Source organism: Amycolatopsis sp. NPDC003861 (assembly GCF_053605405.1).
Genome location: NZ_JBSGJD010000187.1, coordinates 1 through 20,152, shown reverse-complemented (window position 1 = coordinate 20,152; position 20,152 = coordinate 1). Strand labels below are relative to the sequence as shown.

At 71.5% G+C, this 20,152-nt stretch carries 18 protein-coding genes and 1 pseudogene; 10 read left to right on the top strand and 9 right to left on the bottom strand.

Annotation, left to right across the window (positions count from 1 at the left end; genetic code table 11):
- Window positions 1-53: 53 nt before the first annotated feature.
- Window positions 54-3,287, bottom strand: a complete 3,234-nt coding sequence (locus ACWEVN_RS34345; protein WP_452054043.1) for a S8 family serine peptidase — start codon at window positions 3,285-3,287, stop codon at window positions 54-56.
- A gap of 236 nt (window positions 3,288-3,523) precedes the next feature.
- Between ACWEVN_RS34345 and ACWEVN_RS34340 the strand changes: the two genes are divergently transcribed.
- The 4 genes from ACWEVN_RS34340 to ACWEVN_RS34325 all read left to right on the top strand — a co-directional run bounded on the left by ACWEVN_RS34340 (window position 3,524) and on the right by ACWEVN_RS34325 (window position 8,238).
- A complete protein-coding gene (locus ACWEVN_RS34340) occupies window positions 3,524-4,132 on the top strand; it encodes a TetR family transcriptional regulator (RefSeq protein ID WP_449683285.1) in 609 nt (202 codons plus the stop codon).
- A gap of 2 nt (window positions 4,133-4,134) precedes the next feature.
- Window positions 4,135-5,043, top strand: a complete 909-nt coding sequence (locus tag ACWEVN_RS34335) for an ABC transporter ATP-binding protein (RefSeq protein ID WP_452054042.1) — start codon at window positions 4,135-4,137, stop codon at window positions 5,041-5,043.
- Complete coding sequence (locus ACWEVN_RS34330; protein WP_452054041.1) at window positions 5,040-6,602, top strand: ABC transporter permease; 1,563 nt, start codon at window positions 5,040-5,042, stop codon at window positions 6,600-6,602. Before ACWEVN_RS34335 ends, ACWEVN_RS34330 begins: the two co-directional genes overlap by 4 nt.
- Window positions 6,603-6,789: 187 nt before the next feature.
- On the top strand, window positions 6,790-8,238 hold the full coding sequence (locus tag ACWEVN_RS34325; protein ID WP_452054040.1) for an amidohydrolase: 1,449 nt from the start codon (window positions 6,790-6,792) through the stop codon (window positions 8,236-8,238).
- 32 nt (window positions 8,239-8,270) lie between these two features.
- On the opposite strand, the gene ACWEVN_RS34320 is transcribed toward ACWEVN_RS34325, so the two are convergent.
- The 3 genes and pseudogenes from ACWEVN_RS34320 to ACWEVN_RS34310 form a co-directional block, all read right to left on the bottom strand.
- Complete coding sequence (locus ACWEVN_RS34320) at window positions 8,271-8,936, bottom strand: erythromycin esterase family protein (protein ID WP_452054044.1); 666 nt, start codon at window positions 8,934-8,936, stop codon at window positions 8,271-8,273.
- Between the two features lie 184 nt (window positions 8,937-9,120).
- A pseudogene (locus ACWEVN_RS34315) lies at window positions 9,121-9,603 on the bottom strand (erythromycin esterase family protein); the annotation flags it as partial.
- Window positions 9,604-10,389, bottom strand: a complete 786-nt coding sequence (locus ACWEVN_RS34310; protein ID WP_452054039.1) for a MerR family transcriptional regulator — start codon at window positions 10,387-10,389, stop codon at window positions 9,604-9,606.
- 118 nt (window positions 10,390-10,507) lie between these two features.
- On the opposite strand from ACWEVN_RS34310, the gene ACWEVN_RS34305 reads away from it, so the two are divergent.
- The 3 genes from ACWEVN_RS34305 to ACWEVN_RS34295 are packed head-to-tail and all read left to right on the top strand — an operon-like array spanning window position 10,508 to window position 13,497.
- Window positions 10,508-12,838, top strand: a complete 2,331-nt coding sequence (locus tag ACWEVN_RS34305; protein ID WP_452054038.1) for a GH92 family glycosyl hydrolase — start codon at window positions 10,508-10,510, stop codon at window positions 12,836-12,838.
- A 57-nt stretch (window positions 12,839-12,895) separates the two neighbouring features.
- Complete coding sequence (locus ACWEVN_RS34300; RefSeq protein WP_310972237.1) at window positions 12,896-13,090, top strand: zinc finger protein; 195 nt, start codon at window positions 12,896-12,898, stop codon at window positions 13,088-13,090.
- Complete coding sequence (locus ACWEVN_RS34295) at window positions 13,072-13,497, top strand: hypothetical protein (RefSeq protein ID WP_452054037.1); 426 nt, start codon at window positions 13,072-13,074, stop codon at window positions 13,495-13,497. The genes ACWEVN_RS34300 and ACWEVN_RS34295 overlap by 19 nt, the downstream gene beginning before the upstream one ends.
- On the opposite strand, the gene ACWEVN_RS34290 is transcribed toward ACWEVN_RS34295, so the two are convergent.
- Genes ACWEVN_RS34290 through ACWEVN_RS34280 form a run of 3 tightly spaced genes read right to left on the bottom strand, consistent with a single transcriptional unit; the run spans window position 13,487 to window position 16,645 of the window.
- The gene (locus ACWEVN_RS34290; protein WP_452054036.1) at window positions 13,487-15,775 is read right to left on the bottom strand and encodes an ATP-binding protein; all 2,289 of its coding nucleotides are present in this window, start codon (window positions 15,773-15,775) and stop codon (window positions 13,487-13,489) included. The two genes, ACWEVN_RS34295 and ACWEVN_RS34290, sit on opposite strands and share 11 nt — an antisense overlap.
- The gene (locus tag ACWEVN_RS34285; protein ID WP_452054035.1) at window positions 15,772-16,347 is read right to left on the bottom strand and encodes a DUF6879 family protein; all 576 of its coding nucleotides are present in this window, start codon (window positions 16,345-16,347) and stop codon (window positions 15,772-15,774) included. The genes ACWEVN_RS34290 and ACWEVN_RS34285 overlap by 4 nt, the downstream gene beginning before the upstream one ends.
- 28 nt (window positions 16,348-16,375) lie before the next feature.
- Entirely contained in the window at window positions 16,376-16,645 is a 270-nt protein-coding gene (locus tag ACWEVN_RS34280; RefSeq protein WP_449683275.1) for a hypothetical protein, read from the bottom strand.
- Between the two features lie 183 nt (window positions 16,646-16,828).
- On the opposite strand from ACWEVN_RS34280, the gene ACWEVN_RS34275 reads away from it, so the two are divergent.
- Window positions 16,829-17,314, top strand: a complete 486-nt coding sequence (locus tag ACWEVN_RS34275; RefSeq protein ID WP_452054034.1) for a DUF2127 domain-containing protein — start codon at window positions 16,829-16,831, stop codon at window positions 17,312-17,314.
- A gap of 46 nt (window positions 17,315-17,360) precedes the next feature.
- Here the strand turns inward: ACWEVN_RS34275 and ACWEVN_RS34270 are convergent, their stop codons facing one another.
- Window positions 17,361-18,071, bottom strand: a complete 711-nt coding sequence (locus ACWEVN_RS34270) for a PP2C family protein-serine/threonine phosphatase (protein ID WP_452054033.1) — start codon at window positions 18,069-18,071, stop codon at window positions 17,361-17,363.
- A 90-nt stretch (window positions 18,072-18,161) separates the two neighbouring features.
- On the opposite strand from ACWEVN_RS34270, the gene ACWEVN_RS34265 reads away from it, so the two are divergent.
- The gene (locus tag ACWEVN_RS34265) at window positions 18,162-18,896 is read left to right on the top strand and encodes an AfsR/SARP family transcriptional regulator (RefSeq protein WP_449683272.1); all 735 of its coding nucleotides are present in this window, start codon (window positions 18,162-18,164) and stop codon (window positions 18,894-18,896) included.
- Here ACWEVN_RS34265 and ACWEVN_RS34260 read toward each other — a convergent pair.
- The gene (locus ACWEVN_RS34260) at window positions 18,884-19,627 is read right to left on the bottom strand and encodes a hypothetical protein (protein WP_449683271.1); all 744 of its coding nucleotides are present in this window, start codon (window positions 19,625-19,627) and stop codon (window positions 18,884-18,886) included. The two genes, ACWEVN_RS34265 and ACWEVN_RS34260, sit on opposite strands and share 13 nt — an antisense overlap.
- Window positions 19,628-19,714: 87 nt before the next feature.
- Here ACWEVN_RS34260 and ACWEVN_RS34255 point away from each other — a divergent pair.
- Window positions 19,715-20,152 (top strand): nuclear transport factor 2 family protein (locus tag ACWEVN_RS34255; RefSeq protein ID WP_452054032.1); only part of this gene is annotated, 438 nt, incomplete at its 3' end.

The following is a 20,152-nucleotide window of genomic DNA, read 5'->3' as shown; positions in this document are numbered from 1 at the left end:
GCGTTCGGTGCGTTGGACGCACCGAACGCCACATTGGGGCGTTTGGGTGGGGACTAGCTCACCGCGGTGATCTGCACCAGCGAGGTGCCGACCGTGACGCCCGTGTCGGTCTGCACGGTCAGCTGACCGCGCAGGGTCCGGCCCGCGGCCGGGGCACTCGCGGCCGTCACCGTCGCCGGCACGGTCCACGAGCTGCCCGACGCGCGCAGGGCGTTGGCGTCGCTCACCGCGACCGACCCGAACGCCGGATTGGTGAACACGTCGAGGTAGTCGTACTCCGTGGTGCCGGCCGGCACCGCGTAGCCGTCGACCAGCGCGAGCCAGACACCCGCCGCCGGGTTGGGCACGGTCACCGACTCCTCGGAGTCACCGTCCGCGCTCACCGCCGCCTGCACGCAGGAGCCGGTCGTGCAGTTGTACAGCACCAGGTCGAGGTCGGCGCCGACGTCGGACGTCTTGCCGATCGTGACGGTCAGCGACTGCGAGCCGGCCGTCACCGGGATCTGGTACTGCTGCTGCGCGCCTTCGGCGATCGACGGCCGCTGCGTCTTCGCGCTGCCCAGCGTCGCTCCGGTCAGCTTGCCGGTGAACGCGCCGAGCGTGTTCTGCACGGTGTAGGACCGCGCGATCGGCGTGCCCACCGTGGCCGAGGCGATGGTGTCCGGGTTCGGCGAGACCGCCGTGCCCAGCACCGAAGCCGACAGCTTGTACGGCGCTTCGGCCACATCGGACGTCCGGCGCGCTTCGACGACGATCTCCCACACGCCCGGGAGCGGGTTGGCGATCGTCCGGCTGGTCGGCGTGCCGCCGGCGCAGCCCGCACCCGCGTCGGGCAGGTAGCACGCGGTCGTCGCGGTGCTGGCCTCGGCCGGGACGCCGGTCGGGTCGTACCGCAGGAACCGCACCTGGCCCTTGCCGGGGGCGCCGGCGCCGGCGTCCAGGTCCACCTTCAGCGCGCTGGCGCCCTGCGGCACCCGCACGAAGTAGCTGGTCGCCTGGTTGCGGGCGGCCTTGCCCGTGTTGTCGACCTGGAAACCCTTGCCGGCGACGAACTCCTGCGGCGCGAAGACCGTGTTCAGGGTCTGTACGTCGATGCCGATCGTGAGCGGGTTGTCCAGGTAGAGCAGCGCCGAGTGGACCCCGGTGCCCTTCGGGTTCACGTTCACCTTGAACGAAACCGGCGCGTTCAGCGGCAGGACCACCGTCGAACCGGAGGAGAACGTGCCGTCGTTGCCGACCCACCGCACGAAGTACGGCACCGGGTGCGCCGAGCCCGTGGTGCGGGTGATCGTGTACGTCCGGGTGTAGGCCTTGCCCGCGGTCACGCCCTCGCGGTCGTGGATGCCCACGCCCGTGTTCGGCTTGGCCAGCAGGCCCGACAGCGCGGTGTGCACCTCGACCGACGTCGAAACCGCGTCCGGCTTCGGGTTGAGCGACAGCGCGACGAACGCGGCCGGGACGTTGAACAGGCCCGCGCCCTGGGCGTACGCGCCGATGCCCGGCACGAACCGCGCGGTCGACTTGATCGCCGCGCGCAGCTGCGCCACCGGCGGCCGCTGGCCGTTGTGCGTCGCCTTGTACGCGCTCACCAGCAGAGCCGCCGCGCCGGTCGCCTGCGGCGCCGCCATCGACGTGCCCTGCAGCATCGCGTAGCCGGCGGGCAGGGCGTAGGTGCCGGGAACCGGGGTCGGTTCCAGCCACCGCGGGACGGTGGCGATGGCCGCGCCGGGCGCGATGATGTCCGGCTTGAAGCCGCCGTCCTCCCGCGGGCCGCGCGAGGAGAACGGGTGCATCGACTCGGGGTTCTTGGTGACCGAGCCGTAGTTCGACAGCCAGGTCTCCTTGGTGATGTACGAGCCGACCGAGATCGCGTCCGTGGCCACCGACGGGTCTCCGACCGTGTTCGCCCCGGCGCCGCTGTTGCCGGCCGAGATGAAGATCTGGACGTTGTACTCGGCGATCGTGCGGTTGTAGAGCTCCGCACGGGCGTTGTTGCCGTCGTTGAGGGCCGGCAGGCCGCCGATCGAGATGTTGATGACGTCGGCGCCGTGGCCGGCCGCATAGACGACGCCGTCGATCAGGCCGGACGACGTGCAGCCGGCGCTGGTGAGGCACACCTTGACGGCCAGCACCTTCGCACCCGGGGCGGCGCCGTCCATCTTGCCGCCGAACAGGTCGTTGCCGGCGGCGATGCCGGCGACGTGCGAACCGTGCTCCGCACCGGCGATGCCGATGCCGACGAAGCCCGGCTTGTCGGTCTGGACCACGAAGGCCATTCGCTCGGCGATGTCGGTCGCCGGGTTGTCGGTGCCGAAGAAGCCGACGTCGTACTTCTTGTTGTAGTCGGTCATCGGCTTCTCGTCGGTGAAGTCGCCGTTGCCGTTGAGGTCGACCCGGACCTCCTTGGTGGCGGGGTCGAGCAGCACGCCCCAGGAGTCGGCGCGGTCGCCGTCGCGGTTGACGTCACCGCCGGTCTCGCTGTCCGCGGCGCCCAGGTCGCCGGCGGTCTCGCCGAAGAGGCCGAAGGTGTACGGGCCACCGGTCGCCGGGGCCGTCCAGGTGCGGCCGTTCGAGGTGAACGTGCCGGTGTAGGTCGCGGTGGACTGCTTGACCCAGGTGCCGTCACCGGAGTTGGTGGCGTTGGCGTTGTACCAGTCGACGATCTTGCGTTCGCCGTGGCTGGTGGTGGCCAGCGCGGGGGAGTCGAGGTCGACGCCGGAGTCGAGCACCGCGACCGTGGTGTCCTTGCCGTCCCAGCTGGGCAGGACCTGGCCGAACTGCGCCGCGTAGGTGTCCCCGGTCGGCAGGTACGGGTTGACGCGCGGGGTGTTCTTGCCCGGCGCCGGCTGCGGCAGCGGGGTGGTCGCGCCGTCGGGCTTCGGGTCGTCGCGCACGATGAGCCCGTCGACGTCGACGGCGTTGACCGACTTGAGCTTCGCGGCCTTCTCCGCCTTGGCCGGCGGGATGCTGACCTTGACGTAGTCGAGCTTCGTGTCGGTGGACTGGACGACGCCGCCGAGGGCCTTGAGCTCGTTCACCGCGGCGCCGGTCTGGCCCTTTTCCGCCGCGATCAGCAGCGTGACGTCGGGCTTCCCGGCCTTCTCGGCTTCGGCGACGAGCGCGCGGTCGTGCTCGTCGAGGGTCTTGCCGTCGGCCGCGCCGCTGGTGGGCGGGGCCTGCTGGGCGGAGGCCACCGGGACGGCGACGCCGAGGACGGAGGCGCCGAGTGCGGTGGCGAGGACGGTGATCCCGGCCCGCCGTCTCCAGCGCGATCTGTGCTGTGTCACTGAAACGACCCTTCGTGAAGAGATGCGTACCGAGCAGTACACAGGGTGGGATCTTCGTCAGCAATCAGACAGTTAGCCCATAGACCGCAATTGGTTGCGAGCCAAATGGAGTAATCGACTGCCCGGTTAGGCGGTCACGGAAACGCTTGCCGAACGGCCAGATTTCGCCATTGCTACACGCGCATATAGCGAGCTATATTCTCGTGTAGTCGACTACACGCACGTATAGGACCACGATGAACGACCTCACCGCACGGGCCCGCATCCGCGACGCCGCCATCAAGCTCTTCACCGAGCGCGGCATGGAGAAGACGTCGATCCTGGACATCGCCGAGGAAGCCGGCGTCTCCGGTGGCCTGATCCGCCACCACTTCGGCTCCAAGGACGGCCTGCGCGAAGCGTGCGACACCTACGTCTTCGACGAACTGATGAAGTTCAAGGAGGAGGCGCTCACCAAGGGGGAGGCGGATCCGGGCTTCGTCCCGACGTTCGACCCGCGCCAGCTGCTCTTCCGCCGGTACCTGGGCCGCGCGATGATCGACGGCTCCGCGGCCGCCGCCGCCCAGTTCACCGAGATCGTCGACGGCACCGAGCGCTGGTTCCGCGAGCAGGGCCTCGGCCTGCCGGACCCGCGTGCCTGCGCGGCCGCCCTGGCCGCCATGACCGGCGGGATGATGATCCTGCAGGACCACGTCGCCCGCGCGCTCGGCGAGGAACCCGGTACCCACGAAGCGATGCTGCGCATGTCGCTGGCCGCCGGGTACCTGTTCACCCACCCGCTCGCCGCCCCCGAAGCCCTGAAGAAGGCCAGTGAATCGCTGGCCGCGTACCGACGGAAGGAATGACGATGGCCGACGCGATCACCGCCGACGGCCTCACCAAGGCGTTCGGCCGGACGAAAGCCCTCGACGGGCTCGACCTGACCGTCCACACCGGCGAGGTGCACGGCTTCCTCGGGCCCAACGGCGCCGGCAAGACCACCACGATCCGCGTGCTGCTCGGGCTGATGCGCGCCGACGGCGGCCGCGCCACCCTGCTCGGCGGCGACCCCTGGACCGACGCCACCGAGCTGCACCGGCGGCTCGCCTACGTCCCGGGCGACGTCACGCTCTGGCCCAACCTCACCGGCGGCGAGGTGATCGACCTGCTCGGCCGGCTGCGCGGCGGCCTCGACACCGCTCGCCGCGCCGAGCTGGTCGAGCGGTTCGACCTCGACCCGCGCAAGAAGGGCCGGACCTACTCGAAGGGCAACCGGCAGAAGGTCGCGCTCGTCGCCGCGCTGGCGTCCGATGTGGAGCTGCTGGTCCTCGACGAACCGACGTCCGGGCTCGACCCGCTGATGGAGGAAGTGTTCCGGGAGGTCGTCGCGGAAGAACGCGAACGCGGCGACCGGACGGTGCTGCTGTCTTCGCACATCCTCTCCGAGGTCGAGGCGCTGTGCGACCGGGTCACGATCGTCCGGGCCGGCCGCACGGTCGAGTCGGGCACCCTGGACGAGCTGCGGCACCTGGGCCGGATCACCATCGACGCCTCGCTCGCGCGGGTCCCCGAGGACCTGGGGTCGCTGCCGGGCGTGCACGACCTGAGCTCGTACGGCTCGCACGTCCACCTGTCGGTGGACCAGACGGCGCTGGACGACGTCATGCGGCACCTCGCCGGGGCCGGGCTGCGGAGCCTGGTGAGCCGCCCGCCGACGCTCGAAGAACTGTTCCTGCGCCACTACCGCCACGACGAGCCGGTCGGAGCGGCGCGATGAGGGGCACCGGGGCGCTGCTGCGGCTGGTGCTGCGCCGCGACCGGCTGCTCATGCCGTTGTGGATCGCCGGTCTCGCGCTCGCGCCGGTCGGCTACCTGTCGTCGATCAAGGCGGCGTACCCGGATGCCGCGGCACGGCAGCACTTCTTCGACCTCAACGCCTCGAGCGCGACCTTCGTCGTGCGCAACGGCCCGCTGTACGGCTCCTCGCCGGGGAACCTGCTGGCCTGGCAGTGCGGGTTCGTGCCGGTGGTCGTGGGCCTGATCGCGCTGCTCACCGTGGTCCGGCACACCCGGACCGAGGAGGAGGCGGGACGTCGTGAGCTCACCGGCGCCACCGTCGTCGGCCGGCACGCGGGGCTGGCCGCCGCGGTGCTCGCCACCTGCGGTGCGTGCCTGGCGTTCGGCCTGCTGACCGCGTTCGGCGTCGCCGCACAGGGCGTTCCGTTCGCCGGCGCGCTCGCGCTGGGGCTCGGGTTTTCCCTGGCAGGCTGGGTGTTCGCCGGTGTCGGCGCCGTCGCGGCCCAGCTCACCTGGGGCGCGAGCGGGGCGCGGGGCATCGGGATCGGGGCGCTGGTGCTGGCGTTCCTGCTGCGCGCGGCCGGGGACAGCAGCGGCTCGGCGGGCTGGCTCGCGTGGCTGTCGCCGATCGGCTGGGCGCACCGGCTGCGGCCGTTCGCGGGGGAACAGTGGTGGGTGCTCGCGCTGGGCGTCGCCGCGACGGCGTTGTTCGTGGTGGCGGCCGTGGCGTTGTCCGGCCGTCGCGACCTCGGCGCGGCGCTGCTGCCCGCGCGGCTCGGGCGTTCCGAGGCGAAGGCGTCCCTGCGCTCGCCGCTGGCCCTGGCGTGGCGGCTGCAGCGCGGGTCGCTGCTGGTCTGGACCGTCTGCCTCGGGCTCGTCGGGTTGCTGATGGGCGGGGTCGCGCAGAACGTCGCGGACCTGATGCGGGACAACCGGGCGGTCGCCGACGTGTTCTCGCGCATGGGCGGCGGTGGCGCGGTGCTGGACGCGTACCTGGCCGGGACGATGACGCTGTTCGGCCTGGCGGCGGCGGGTCACGCGGTGCAGGCGACGCTGAAGCTGCGTGCGGAAGAGGCGGCGGGCCGGGCGGAACCGGTCCTGGCGACGGCGGTCGGGCGCGTCGGCTGGGCCCTGGCCCACCTCGCGTTCGCGTTCCTCGGGCCGGCGTTCGTGCTGGTGGTCACGGGCTGGACGACGGGACTGGCGTACGGGAGCGGTTTCGGGCTGGTCCCGGCGGCCCTGGCCCAGCTGCCCGCGGTCTGGGTCCTGACCGGACTGGCGGCGTTGCTGATCGGCTTCCTGCCCCGGTTCGCGGCGGTGGCCTGGGGACTGCTGGCGGCGTTCCTGTTGCTGTCGCTGGTGGGGACCGCGTTGCAGTGGCGTTCAGTGGTGCTGGGGATTTCGCCGTTCCAGCACTTGGCGAGGCTGCCGGGCGGGGCGTTCTCGCTCGCACCGGCGCTTTGGCTGGCGGCGATCGCGGTGGCGGCGGGCGCGGGCGGGCTGTTCGCGTTGCGGCGGCGGGACGTGCCGGTGGGCTGAACCGGGCTTTTGGCGGCAACCGAGGGAGTCGAACCCTGCGCGGCTTGTGAAGGCGGCGCTCCTGGACCGGCCCTGACCCTTCGGCGGGCGACGGCTGCCATCTGTTCCAACGCTAGGGGAATACCCGGTTGTTCCGCATCTCAAGCCGTGCTTCACCCGGACGGGTCCGGCTGGCAAGGTGGTCCGCATGGACGATCTCCTGCTGCGCCGCGTCCGGCCCGGCCTCGGCGGCGACCTCGCCGACGTCCGGGTGACCGACGGCCGGATCACGTCGATCACCGAGCCGGGTTCCACCGGGTTCGCCGCGCGGGTGGTCGACGGGCACGGCGGGACGCTGCTGCCGGGGCTGGTCGACGCGCACGTCCACGTGGTGCAGTGGGCGACGTTCCGGCGTCGCATCCCCCTCGACGCGGCGCGCTCGGCGGGGGAGGCGATCGAGCTGCTGCTCGCGCACCTGCTGGCGACCCCGGCACCGCAGACGGAACTCGTCGTGGGCGCCGGTTTCCGCGACGGGCTCTGGCCGGACAAGCCGCACAAGGACCTGCTGCAGCGCGCGTTGCCCGGGCGCGCGGTCGCGTTGTTCAGCGCCGACCTGCACACGCTGTGGCTGAGCCCGGCGGCGCTGAAGCTCATCGGCCGCGAGCACCCGACGGGCGTCCTGCTGGAGGGCGACTGCATGAGCGCCACGGCCCAGCTCCCGACGGCGGCGATCGACGTCCAGGACCGGTGGGTGGCGGAAGCGGTGGCTGCGGCGGCCGCGCGGGGCGTGACGCAGATCGCCGACTACGAGTACGCGGACACCGTGGCGGACTGGACCCGCCGCGGTACCCCGGCGGCCCGGATCTCGTGCGTCATCGCGAAACACCTCCTGGACCAGACCATCGAGCGCGGCCACCGCACCGGCGACGTCCTCCCGGACTCCGGCGGGCGGCTGACGGTCGGGCCGTTCAAGCTGTTCGTGGACGGTTCCCTCAACACGCGCACGGCCTACTGTCACGACCCGTACCCCGGCGTGGATTCACCGGGCTCGCTGGAACTGCCGCCGGACGAACTGATCCCGTTGCTGCAGCGGGCGTTCGACCACGGGCTGCTCCCGGCGGTGCACGCCATCGGCGACCGGGCGAACACGATCGCGCTGGACGCGTTCGAGGCGGTCGGCTGCCCGGGCCGCATCGAACACGCCCAGCTGCTCTCCCCGTCCGACGTTCCCCGGTTCGCGGCCCTGGGCGTGATCGCGGCGGTCCAGCCGGCGCACCAGCCGGACGACCGCGACGTCGCCGACCGCCACTGGCACGGGCGCACCGAGCGGGCGTTCCCGTACCGGTCGCTGCTGGAGTCGGGCGCCCGCCTGGAGTTCGGCTCGGACGCCCCGGTGGCGCCCCTGGACCCCTGGGACGGCATCGCCTCGGCGATCTCCCGCACGGACGACGACCGCCCGCCGTGGCACCCGGAGCAGGCGATCCCGTTCGCCGACGCCCTGGCGGCGTCCTCCGGCGGCCGTCGCGGAGTGGCGGTGGGCGACCTCGCGGACCTGATGGTGACGGCCACCGACCCGGCGACGCTGTCCCCGGCGGACCTGCGTGCCCTCCCGGTGACGGCGACGGTCGTCGACGGGCACGTCACGTACCAGGTCTGAAGTCGGCCTCGGCGTGCGCGTGCAGGATCCGGCTACCCTCCGACGCGGGGCCCCGCGGAGCCGATGAAGGTCTGCCAGGGGGTGACCTGGTCGATGTGCACGACGGCGTCGAACGCGGCGAGCGGGTTCACCAGTTGCTTGTACGGGCCCTGCCGGGTGCCGTCGATCTCGGCGAAGCGGCGGGCCACCTCGCCCTCGCCGGGGACTCGGCGCAGGTCGAGCAGGGCGAGCGGCGCCCCGGCACTGGAGAGCAGGACGTCCAGGTCGTTCGGGTCGGCGCCGGGGGCGACGTCCTCGTAGAACACCTCGGTGTGGCCGGGCGGCCCGTCGGGCAGCGGCCGGTGGCCGAACACGCGGCCGCCGTTGCAGGTGGTGGCGATGACCACCATCCGGTCGCCGAGCGAGCGGGCCAGGTGCTGGCCGAGCATCACCTGTTCTTCGTTGATGATCGGCGGGACGCGGTACGGCCAGCGCTGCAGGTGCCCGTTCGCCGCCCCGACGACGACCCGGTCCTCCCGCGCGAGGATCCACTCGACGTTGTCGGCCATCGCCGCGTCCCGGACGTTGGCGCCCCGGTAGGTGCGCTCCGGCGCGGCGGCCATGTTCGCCAGGAACGCGTCGGCGTACCGGGCGTTGACCGCGCACTGCAACGCGATGTCGGCCCGGGCTGCGTCCACAGTGGAGTAAGGGACGCGCAGGGCGCGGAGGCGTTCGGTCAGCTCGCCGATCCGGGCGGTCAGCTCGTGGCGGTGGGCGGTGGGCGGTGCCGAGGGCCAGGTAGGCCTGGATCGCCGGCGCGGCCCAGGCCAGCCCAGTCCGGTCGGCCGGCAGGTAGTCGAACAGCGGCAGCAGGTTCTTGCGGGCCGCCGCGGCGTAGTCCGGGTCGGCTTCGTCCAGGAAGGCCAAGGCGGCGGTGACCCCGGGCCGGGCGGACGCGCTGGAGTCCGGGATGTCCATGCCGTAGAAGCGGATCTTGCGGTCGTGGGTGCGGTTGTGCTCGCGCAGCCACCGCAGCTGGTCGCGCATCTCCGCGCACTTGCCCAGGTGGTAGGTGATCCCGGTGTGCAGGAGCCGGTCCAGGTCGCCGTCGCCGCCGAGCACCCAGTCGTGCACCGCCCAGCCTTCGGGGAAACCGGACTCCAGCGCGAACCCGGTGAACCCCAGTTCCTCGGCCAGGAACCGGGTGACCAGGTGGCGGAGCTGGTAGAACTCGTGCACCCGGTGCGTGCTCTCGCCGATGGCGACGACCCGGGCGTCGCCGACGATGTCGCGCAACGGCTCGAGCCCGGCGTAGCCCGTCTCCGGCTCGAGCGTCCGCAGGCGCACGATGTTCTCCCGGAGCCACCCGGTGATGTCGACGTCCATTCACCCGTCCTTTTCGTCTTCGCCCGCGGCGCGGGCCTTGCGCAAGTAGTCCACGACTTCGGCGGCCTCGCCCGGCCCGGACCAGCCGAGGCGCTCGTCGAGCTCCCGGCCGAGCCCGGCGCGGTTGTCCTCCCACAGCGCCGTGGTCGCCGCCTCGAACGAGCGGTCACCGGGGTGGAACGCGGCCGCGGTCTCCCGCCAGCGGGCGACCAGGTCCTGCACGGCCGGGTCGTCGACGGGCGTCCCGTCGAGCAGGTGCTGCCGAAGCCGGCCGAACACCGCGAGCCATTCGGTCTTCAACGTCTCGATCGCGCCGCTGCCCAGCTGCGCGGCGCGTCCGGTGATCGTCGCGAGCTGGGCGGCGGACAGGTAGCGGCCGGCGTCGACGGACATCGGTTCCAGGGCGGCGAGGAACTGGTCCGGGCCCGGCATGGTGTCCTCGGCCAGCCGGGCGAGCAGGCCCCGGAGCCGCTGGGCCGACTCCTCGATGCGCGTGGCCCGGGCCTCCAGGCCGGCGAGCTGCGCGGTCAGCAGGCCACGCAGCCCGCCGGGGTCGTCCGTCGCGTCCCGCAGGACGACGGCCACCTCGTCGAGGGAGAGCCCCAGCCCGCACAGGGTCCGGACCCGGTAGAGCCGGCGCACGTCCGCCTCGAGGTACCGCCGGTGCCCGGCCGGTGTTCGTTCGCCGGGGGAGACCAGGCCGATCCGGTCGTAGTGGTGCAACGTGCGGACCGTGACGCCGCTGGCCTTCGCCAGCTCGCCGATGCTCCACCTGCGTTCGCTCACCCCTCGACCGTAAAACCTGACGCGACGTCAGGTTCAAGGCTTTCCGGGGGTTGATTTGTCCACCGGACAACGGAAAAGATCCCACCGTGCATGTGACAACGTTGTCAGGAGGACACGGATGAGAGCGCGGACACGCGTCCTGGCCACTTTCCTCGCCGGGGCCACCACCATGGCCCTCGCGACCCCCGCCCAGGCGGGCGTGCGGTTCGCCGACGACCCCACCACGCTCGTCGACACCTCGATCGGCAACAACGGGGACGGCACCACCTTCCCGGGCGCCACCACCCCCTTCGGGATGGTGCAGCTGTCCCCGGACACGCAGCTCAAGAAGTACGCGTCCTACGACTACGCGCAGGACACCACGCTCGGCTTCAGCCACACCCACCTCTCCGGCGTCGGCTGCCAGACGATGGGCAACTTCCGGTTCATGCCCACCACCGGCGCCGTCACCAGCAGCGACCCGGCGAAGTACGGCGCGAAGTTCAGCCACGCCGACGAGACCCGGCAGCCGGGGTACTACGGCGTCAAGCTCGCCGACGGCATCGGCGCCGAGCTGACCGCGACCCAGCGCACGGGCCAGCACCGCTACACCTTCCCCGCCGGGGCGACCAGCGAAAACGTCCTCATCGAGGTCGGCGAGAGCAACGGTTACACCTACGCCGGCGACGTCCACGTCGTCGGGGACGACACCGTCGAGGGCTGGCTGCAGGGCGGCAACTTCTGCTGGGAGACGCAGAAGGAGCGGTACAAGATCTTCTTCAGCGCCAAGTTCGACCGCACGTTCACCAGCTTCGGCACCTGGACCGACGGCAAGCTGACGCCGAACCAGCGGGACGCGAAGCTCGGCAGCCAGCGCACCGGCGCCTGGCTCACCTTCGGCACCGAGAAGAACCAGGTCGGCGCCTCGGTCGGGCTGTCCTACACCTCGATCGACGGCGCCCGGCTCAACCGCGGCGCCGAGCAGCCCAAGTCGTTCGACAAGGCGCGGAAAGCCGCCCACGACACGTGGGAAGCCGAGCTCGACCGGATGCGCGTCGCCGGCGGGACGACCGCCGACCAGCGCACGTACTACAGCGCGCTGTACCGGTCGCTGCTGCACCCGTCCGTCGGGTCCGATGTGGACGGTTCGTACCGCGGCTTCGACGACCGGGTCCACCGCAGCCGCGACACCTACTACCAGATGTTCTCGCTGTGGGACACCTACCGGTCGCAGAACCAGCTGGTGGCGCTGCTGCACCCGGACAAGGCGGCGGACATGACCAAGTCCGTCCTCAAGGTCTACCAGGACGGCGGCTGGGTGCCACGCTGGGCGCTGGCCGGCGGCGAGACGAACGTGATGAGCGGCGACCCCGTCACGCCGTGGGTGGTCGACAACTACCGCCGCGGGCTCCTCGACGACAAGACCGCGCGCCGGCTCTTCGACGCGTTGTGGCGCAACGCCAACGAAGTCCCAGCCGACCAGTCGATCTTCCGCGGCCGCGACGGCAATCCGACGTACGTGCAGAACGGCTGGATCGGCTACCAGGACCTGCCGGGCTACACCTACGGCGACACGCGCCAGGCCGGCTCGGCGACCCTCGAGTACGCCCTCGCCGACTGCGCGCTGTCGACCATGGCCGCCGGCCTGGGCTACCGCGACAAGGCGGCGACCCTTTCCGCGCGCTGCGGCAACTTCGCGAAGCTGTGGGACACCAGCGTCGAATCCCACGGGTTCACGGGCTTCCCGCGCACGCGCGCGGCGGACGGCACCGGCGTCGGCGACCCGGATCCCGCCCAGTCGACCGGCTTCCACGAGGGCACGCCGTGGCAGTACCAGTGGCTCGCCCAGCAGGACACGGCGAAGCTGTTCGCCCTGATGGGCGGCCCGGCCCAGGCGGAGAAGCGGCTCGACACGTTCTTCGACCTGCCGCTGCTGCTGACCGACCCGGCCAAGGCGGCCAAGGACTCCTGGGTCCACGGCGCGTACGACTACCACAACAACTTCGCGTTCAACCCGAACAACGAGCCGGACCTGCACGCACCCTGGATGTACAGCTGGACGGGGGCGCCGTGGAAGACGTCGGCGGTGCTGCGCGCGGCGCGGACGTTGTTCACGGACACGCCGTACGGCATGCCGGGCAACGACGACCTCGGCACCATCTCGTCGTGGCTCGTCTTCGGCATGGCGGGCGTTTTCGAGGCCCAGCCGGGTTCCGGGACGTACCTGCTGAGCACGCCGATGTTCGAGAAGGTGGAGATCCGGCCGGCCGGCGGCCGCAAGATCGAGATCTCGGCGCCCGGTGCTGCTGCCGGGAAGCTGCAGTACACAAAGGACGTCCGGATCGGGCACCGCGGGTACGAGCGGAGCTGGATCTCGCACGCGGACCTGTTGCGGGCGGGCAGGATCGAGTTCCGGCTCAGTGACACGCCGACGGCTTGGGGGACCGGCTCGGCGCCGCCCGCGATGTAGGGCGAACCACCCTTCGGTGCGTTGGTGTCCGCCGGAGCGGACAGTTTTACTGGACCCATGTTGAGGTGGCAGCAAGCGGAGGGGAAGCGCCACGCGCTCAACGGGCCGTTCCCTCCGCGTCCGGATGAACAGTTCGTGGCTCTGTGCGGGCAAGAAGTGACCGTGGCGGTGAAGGACGTGCCGCAGCTCGGTGGTCATTGGTTCGACCCGACCTGTGCGGAATGCGAGGCGGCGTGGCTGGCGCGGTGCTGAACGACGCCGACCGGGACCGGCGGTTGCTGGAACGCCTCCGCGACCTGCACGCGTCGCTCGTCCCCGATGTGGCGTGGCTGGCCAGGACGGTCGGAGAGGAGGCACCGCGCCCCGACATCCTGCGCGATCTCGGGGAGCGGCTCGCCGATCTCGGCGCGGACCTGATCACCCGGGCCGACGAGATCGACGCCGACGTCCGGGCCGGCCTCCCGGACGACGGCTGGCTCCCCGAAGCGGGCGCACGGCGGCGCGAAGTGGCCGTCGCCCACCAGGTCGGCCCGCACCCCCTCCGGTGCGGGCCGATCTACCTGGCCGTCTGCGGCGCGGCCTGCTACCCCTTCTACGGGACGGACCCGGCCGGCCGGACAGCCCGGCACGAACGGTGCGAAAAGTGCCTCAGCTCGTGAGCAACGCCGCCAAACGAGCCCGGTAGCGCTGGGCGCGTGGGTCCGGGAACCGCTCGAACAGCGCGAGCGCCTCCCTGCGGCCGGCTTCGGCTTCGAGCCGTTCGCCGGACTCGGCGAGTGCGGCACCGAGATGGTCGAGAGCCAGCGCGAGCAGCCAGGTTTCGTGCAGCTCGCGCAAGACCGAGGCGGCTCGGCGACAGAACCGCACGGACTCTTCGGGCCGCCCCATCGCCTGGTACGCCACGCCCGTGGCGTCCAGGGCCTCGGCCTCCCGCGCACGGTCACCGAGCTGCCGTTGGAGCGCTGCCGAGCGCTGGAACGTCTCGAGGGCCTCGGCGGGCTGCCCGAGATCGACCTGAACGCGTCCCTGTTCGAGCAGCCAGAATGCCTCCCGCGCCGGGTTCTCCTCGGCGCGCGCGATGGCTACCGCGGCTCGGATGTACCCGTTCGCCTGTACGGGCCGGCGCAACCCGCGGTTCGCCCGGCTGAGCCCCCGCAGCGTGTCGCCTTCGCCGCTGCGGACCCCGAGCCGTTGGAACCGGGTCAGCGTGGCCGTCAGCACCTGTTCCGCCTGCTCGAACGATTCCAGTTCGAGATCGACGTTGGCGGCGTTGTTGGCGGCGACGGCCAGCCAGTACGGCTCTCCGAGCGTGTCGGCGAGCATCGCCGCCCGGCCGAACAGGTCGCGAGCCGCAGGCAGGTCACGCGCACGCAGCAGCGCGAGCCCGAGTGCGTTGGCCGACTTCAGTTCGCCGTGTGCGTCACCGAGCTCGCGGCGCAAGCTCAGCGCCGCCGACTGCAGCTCGATTCCGTGCTGCCGGTCGAAGTGCTGGGTGTGCGCTTTGCCCAGGCTTTCCAGCACTTCCGCTTCCGCAGCGCGGTTCCCGAGCCGGCGGACGGCCCGCAGCGCGGTGGTGCTCGTCTCGATCCAGTCGTCGAAGTGGTTGTGGTCGGCGTAGATCGGGTACAGCGCGACCGGAAGCTGCCACGTGAGGTCGGGCTGGTCCAGGTCGTCGGCCGTGCGCACCGCGCGGACGAGCGTCTCGCGCTCTCGCCGGTACCAGGCGAGAGCGCTCGCCCGGTCGGCGAATTCCGGTGGGACGACCTCCGGGTCGAGAGCGGCCGGAGTCCACGGCAGCGCGCCGTTGCCGGCCCGCTCCCGCACGGCGAGAGCGCCGTGGAGGTACCACAGCAGCACCCGGCGTGCGGCGGTCAAGGCCGTGTCGGCGTCCTCTTCGGCGCGGACTTGGTCGCTCGCGTACATCCGGAGCAGGTCGTGGAACTCGTACCGATCGGCCCAAGGCTGCTCGAGCAGGTGCGCGCCGACCAGGCTGTCGAGGACGCGTCTGGTCCGCGCGGGGGACCGGCCGGTGAGCGCGGCCGCGGCGCCGAGCGAAAACGCCGTGCCGGGGTGCAGGCCGAGCAACCGGAACATCCGGCTCGCCTCGGCGGTCAGCGCGCGGTACGACCAAGCGAAAACGGTGCGGATCGCGTCGGACTCGTCGTCATCGTCGGCGGTCAGTTCGTCCCACAGCGCGGACTCGTCACGCAGCTCCGCGATGAGCTCCCGCAACGGCAGCCACGGCCGGTTGATCGCTCTCTCGGCGGCGATGCGCAGCGCCAGGGGAAGGCGTGCGCACAAGCCGGCCAGCTCGGCGATGTCCGCGGTGTCGTCCTGGTCGCGATGGCCGGATGTGATGCGCTGGATCAGTTCGGTCGCCTCGGCCTCCGTGAGAACCCGCAAGCTGAGCCGGTGGGCGCCGTCACGGGCCACGAGCCCGGTCAAGCTGCTCCGGCTCGTGACCAGTACGAGGCATTCGCCGTTGCCGGGCAGCAACGGCCGGACCTGGCCGACCGTTGCGGCGTTGTCCAGCACCACGAGAACGCGCCGCCCGGCCAGGAGCGACCGGAACTGCGCGCTCCGCGATTCGAGGTCGGCCGGCACCGCCGCGCCGGGCACGCCGAGTGCGTGGAGGAATCGCTCGAGCACCTCCTGCGGGGTGATCGGCGGGCCGGGATCGTAGCCGCGGAGGTTGACGTACAACTGGCCGTCGGGGAACCGGTCGCGGATCCGGTGGGCCCAGTGCACCGCCAGCGAAGTCTTGCCGACGCCTGCCGTGCCGACGACGACGATCGCCGCTCCGGAGGCGGCACCGTCGTCGATGAGCTCGTCGAGCCGAGCCAGGTCGTCGAGCCGGTTGACGAACCCGCGGACGTCGGCGGGCAGCTGCCGGGGAACGGGGCCGGGCGGCCCGGCGCCGGCCGCCGCCGGGTTCACGACGTCGGCGAAGGTCGGCGCCCGGCGACCTCCCTGGCGAAGAACGTGGCGAGGTCTTCACCGTCGTCGTAGAGGTGCCGGACGGTCGCCGTCCAGTGGTGGATCAGCCCAGCGTCCTCGGATTTGAGGGCGCCTTTCAGTTCGCCGTTCTCGGTGTACAGAACCTGGTAAATGACCTTCCGGCCGATGATGAACAGTTCCGGCAGGACCTCGTCCTCTTCGATATCCGCGACGGTGGCACCGCCGATCACCCGGATCTTTCCGCCCACCTGCCGCCGGACGTACAAGGAGTTCAGTTCCCAGAGCAAATACGGGCTGATCGGTTCCTCTACGACCCGGACGCGCCGCACTTCGAAACCGTGCCGGGCGATACGGGTTTCGTAGTCGGCGACTTTCTGCCTGCGTTCCTCCAGGAGCCGCAGAGCCTTGGGCCAATCGCCCGCGCTGAAGGCGTCCCAGCTGTCGTCGCCGCTCTCCACGAAGTGCTGTTGCCGCTCGAGCTTCCAGCACCCGCTGTCATCGGTACGCCAGAAGTTTTCGGCGTGGTCGGCGAAGTACTCGTCGGGTGTCAACCGATCGCCCGGCAGGGTGACCAGAGGTCTATGCATCGGGGATGTCCCCCTTGGCCGAGCGCATCATGACGCCCGGGATGACGACCAGTCGTTCGTCCGCGCCGATGCTCACGCCGTCGGGCAGGCGCGCCGCATAGCCCGACGTGAGGTCGCGGCCGATGATCGCCACGTCCCCGTTCGAAAGTTCCCAGATATCCGGGCAGCTGGGGTCGTTGTTCGTCCGGTCGAGTTCGATCGCGGACTTCCCGAGACGGCGTTTGAACGACGCGTTCGGATCGGCCTCCCACAGGCGTGGCATCACACGCCCCCTTCTTTTGCCGGGCGAACGGGAAATTACAGCATAGGGATCATCTTGGTGCACTGGCAATGAATGGGACGCGGTTTCAGAGCTTTGGCCAGGAAATGTCCCCTGTTCGGGCGGCTGGTGTCCCGGGGTGCGAACGCTGAGTAAGTGCGGCAGAGTGAGCGGAGAGGAGGCACGATGCCCGAGACGAACACGACGGCGACCGAGAAGTTCTTCCGCATCGCGATCGCGATCAAGGGCCTCGACGGCGCGCTGCAGGTCGTCGGGGCCCTGATCCTGGCGTTCATCCCGGCCTCGACGGTCAGCGGGTTCACCCACGCGGTCATCACCCGCGACCTGCTGGGCGACCCCTCGGGCACCCTGGCCCGCCACCTGGAATCGGCGACGGAGAACTTCCTCCACGGCGACACGAAGACCTTCGCGGTCGCGTATCTGCTGGCCCACGGCTTGATCAAGCTCGGCCTGGTGTGGGCGTTGGCCCGCAAGATCGTCCGCGCGTATCCGGTGGCCGCGGTCATCTTGGCCGCATTCGTCGTGTACGAGGTCATCCGGGCGGTGCACACGCATTCGATCGCTTTGCCGTTCTTCGCCGCGCTCGACGTGGTGATCATCGTGCTGGTGCTGCGGGAGTACCGGCAGCTCAAGCGCGCTCAGAACCGCTGAGCGCCGCCTCCGGGCCGGCGGATCTCATTCAGCAGGCCACCCCGGCTCACGCGGCGACGGGAAATCGCACCGTCGTGCTGTCGACCTCCGACGGTTCGACGTAGAGGGCGGTCGCGTTGTCCGAGCCACCCCGGGCCAGCGCGGCTTCCACCAGCTCCGCCGCGCCCGAGCCCGGCTGGGCCAGCACCGCCCGGATGCCGCTGCCGGTCAGCGGCTTGTGGACGCCGTCGCTCGTCAGCAGCAGGCCCGCTCCCGGCGTCTCCGCCGTGCCGATCTCGTGGGCTTCCGCGGTGCGGACGCTCGTCGTCACGACGTGCTCCATCCTCGGCGTCACCGGCTGGTGGCGGGCGCGGAAGAACTCGGCGAGCGTGTGGTCGGTGGTCAAGCGGCTCAGCGTGGTGCCGTCCCAGGCGTACGCGCGGGCGTCGCCGACCCAGGCGATGCGGTAGCCGCCGTGCTCGGCCGGCATGGCGACCACCAGCACGGCGTCCCCGAGCGTCTGCTCGCGCACCGCGCGCTGGGCGGCCAGCACCGCCTCGACCGGTCCTTTGTGGACTGGGGTGCGCGCGGCGGCCGCGGCGGCGATGCGGGCGGCGCGCGCGGCGGCGGGATCATCCCCGACGCCGTCGGCGAGGGCGAACGCGATGCCGGGCCCGCCGGCCGCGGCGTACGCCCCGACGGCGTCGGCGTTGAGTGAGCGCGGCCCCTGCGCACTCGCGGTGTGCCAGCGTGGGTAACCCGGACGGGTGGTGATCATCGCGGCCTCCTCATCCCCTCTCACTCCATGATCCGCGCCCAACCTAAGGACCGGCTGAGACTTTCCGCGTATCTTGGGAAGGGGGTGGGGATGGAGTTCCGGATTCTCGGGCCGCTGGCGGTGTCGCGCGCCGACGGCCGCCCGGCCGCGCTCGGCGGCCGCAAGCCGCGGACGCTGCTGGCGGCGTTGCTGCTGGCCCGCGGCCGCGTGGTCCCCGACGAACGGCTGATTTCGCTGCTGTGGGACGGCGAACGGCCGTCGACGGTCGACGCGCAGGTCTGCACGTACGTCTCCCGCCTGCGCAAAGCCCTCGGCCGCCCGGCGCGGCTGGTCCGCACCGGCGGCGGCTACCTGCTGACGCCGGGCGGCACCGTCGACGCCGAGGAGTTCTCGCGGCTGGCGTACCTGGGGCACGACGAGCTGCGCGCGGCCCGCCCGGCCCGGGCGGCCGGCCTGTTCCGCGCCGCGCTGGAGCTCTGGCGCGGTCCGGTGCTCGCCGACATCGCCGAACCGCTCCGCACCGGCGAGGCGGCGCGGTTCGACGAACTGCGGCTGGCGGCGCTGGAGGGCCGCATCGAAGCCGAAATCGCCTCGGGCGACCACTTGCGCGCGGTGCCCGACGCGACCGCGCTCGTCCTGGAACACCCGCTGCGGGAACGCGCCCGCGCCCTGTTGATGACGGCGCTCTGCGCGAGCGGACGGCCGGCGGACGCGGTGACGGTGTACCACCAGGGCCGCCGCCTCCTCGACGAGCGGCTCGGCGTCGGCCCGGGCCCCGCGCTGCGGGCGGCGTACCAGCGGGTGCTGGACGCTCAGGCGGGGTAGGGCGACGCCTGGAAGTCGCGGTCGAGCTGGGCCGGCGAGCGCGGCAGCCAGTGCCGCGCCAGCGCGCGGACCTGTTCGCGCGGAAGGCCCGGGTTGACGTGGCGGTGGTCGGGTTTCGCGATGGACTGCAGTGCCCAGGCGAAGCCGATCATCGGGTCGATCCGCACCCACCGGTGCCGGTCGATGCCGAGCACCGTCTGGGCGCGCAGGACCGCGTGCCAGAAGTGGTAGCTGCCCGGCGGGTTCCCGTTCATCGTGTGCACTTCCGACTCTTCCGGTGCCCGCCGAGGGTCGTAGAGGACGCCTTGGCCGAAGTCGGCGAACGCCTTGACGAGACCGGCTTCGTCGCCGCGGTAGAAGCGGTCGAAGTTGTCGAGCTGCAGGGTGGAGAGCGTCCTGAGCGCCGCTTCGACCGGCTTGGCGAATTCGGCGTAGTTCTTCGGGTAGGCCGGTTCCCGGCTCAGTTCGCGCCACTTCTCGTACAGCCCCTCCGGCGCGTGCGCCAGGAGGTGCTCGGAGAGCGCGGTGTAGGCGTCCGTGACGGCCTGGGACGGGTGGTAGAGCGCGATTTCGTCGAGCTGGTACCAGAGTTCGTTGGCCCGGCGGTCGCCGAGCATCCCGGGAACGGGCGGCAGCCCGGTATCGGCCAGCGCGGTACCGGTCGCGGCCGAGGCGAGAGCAACACCGGCCACGGCGGCGACCCCGCCTTTGAGCAGACTACGGCGATCCATGAGTACCCCCTCGGCGCGGCGACCCCCTGCCGCCGGTTGCCGTCAAGGTACGGAGGCTTTCTATACTTTCTCTGTACGATCGTTCCCGTGGACGACTACCGCGCGCTGGAGAACTTGATCTTTTCCTACGCTTCGCTGGTCGACGCGGGGGATTTCGCGGGGGTCGGCGAGCTCTTCGCCGTCGCAGCCTTCTTCGGCAGCGGCGGTGCGGCGCGGGGAGCAGCGGAGGTCGAGCGGATGCTGCGCGAGACGGTGATCGTGTACGAGGACGGGACGCCGAAGACGAAGCACGTGACGACGAACGCGGCCCTCGAGGTGATCGGCTCGAAAGCGTCCGGCCGCTCGTACTTCACGGTGCTGCAGGCGGTCCCCGGGTTCCCGCTGCAGACGATCGCGGCAGGCCGGTACCAGGACCGCTTCACGCGCAGTAACAGCGGCTGGCGTTTCACCGAACGCCGGGCGAGGGTGGACCTCGTCGGCGACGTCAGCCACCACCTGCGTGCGAAGGGGCCGCTCACGGCCCCT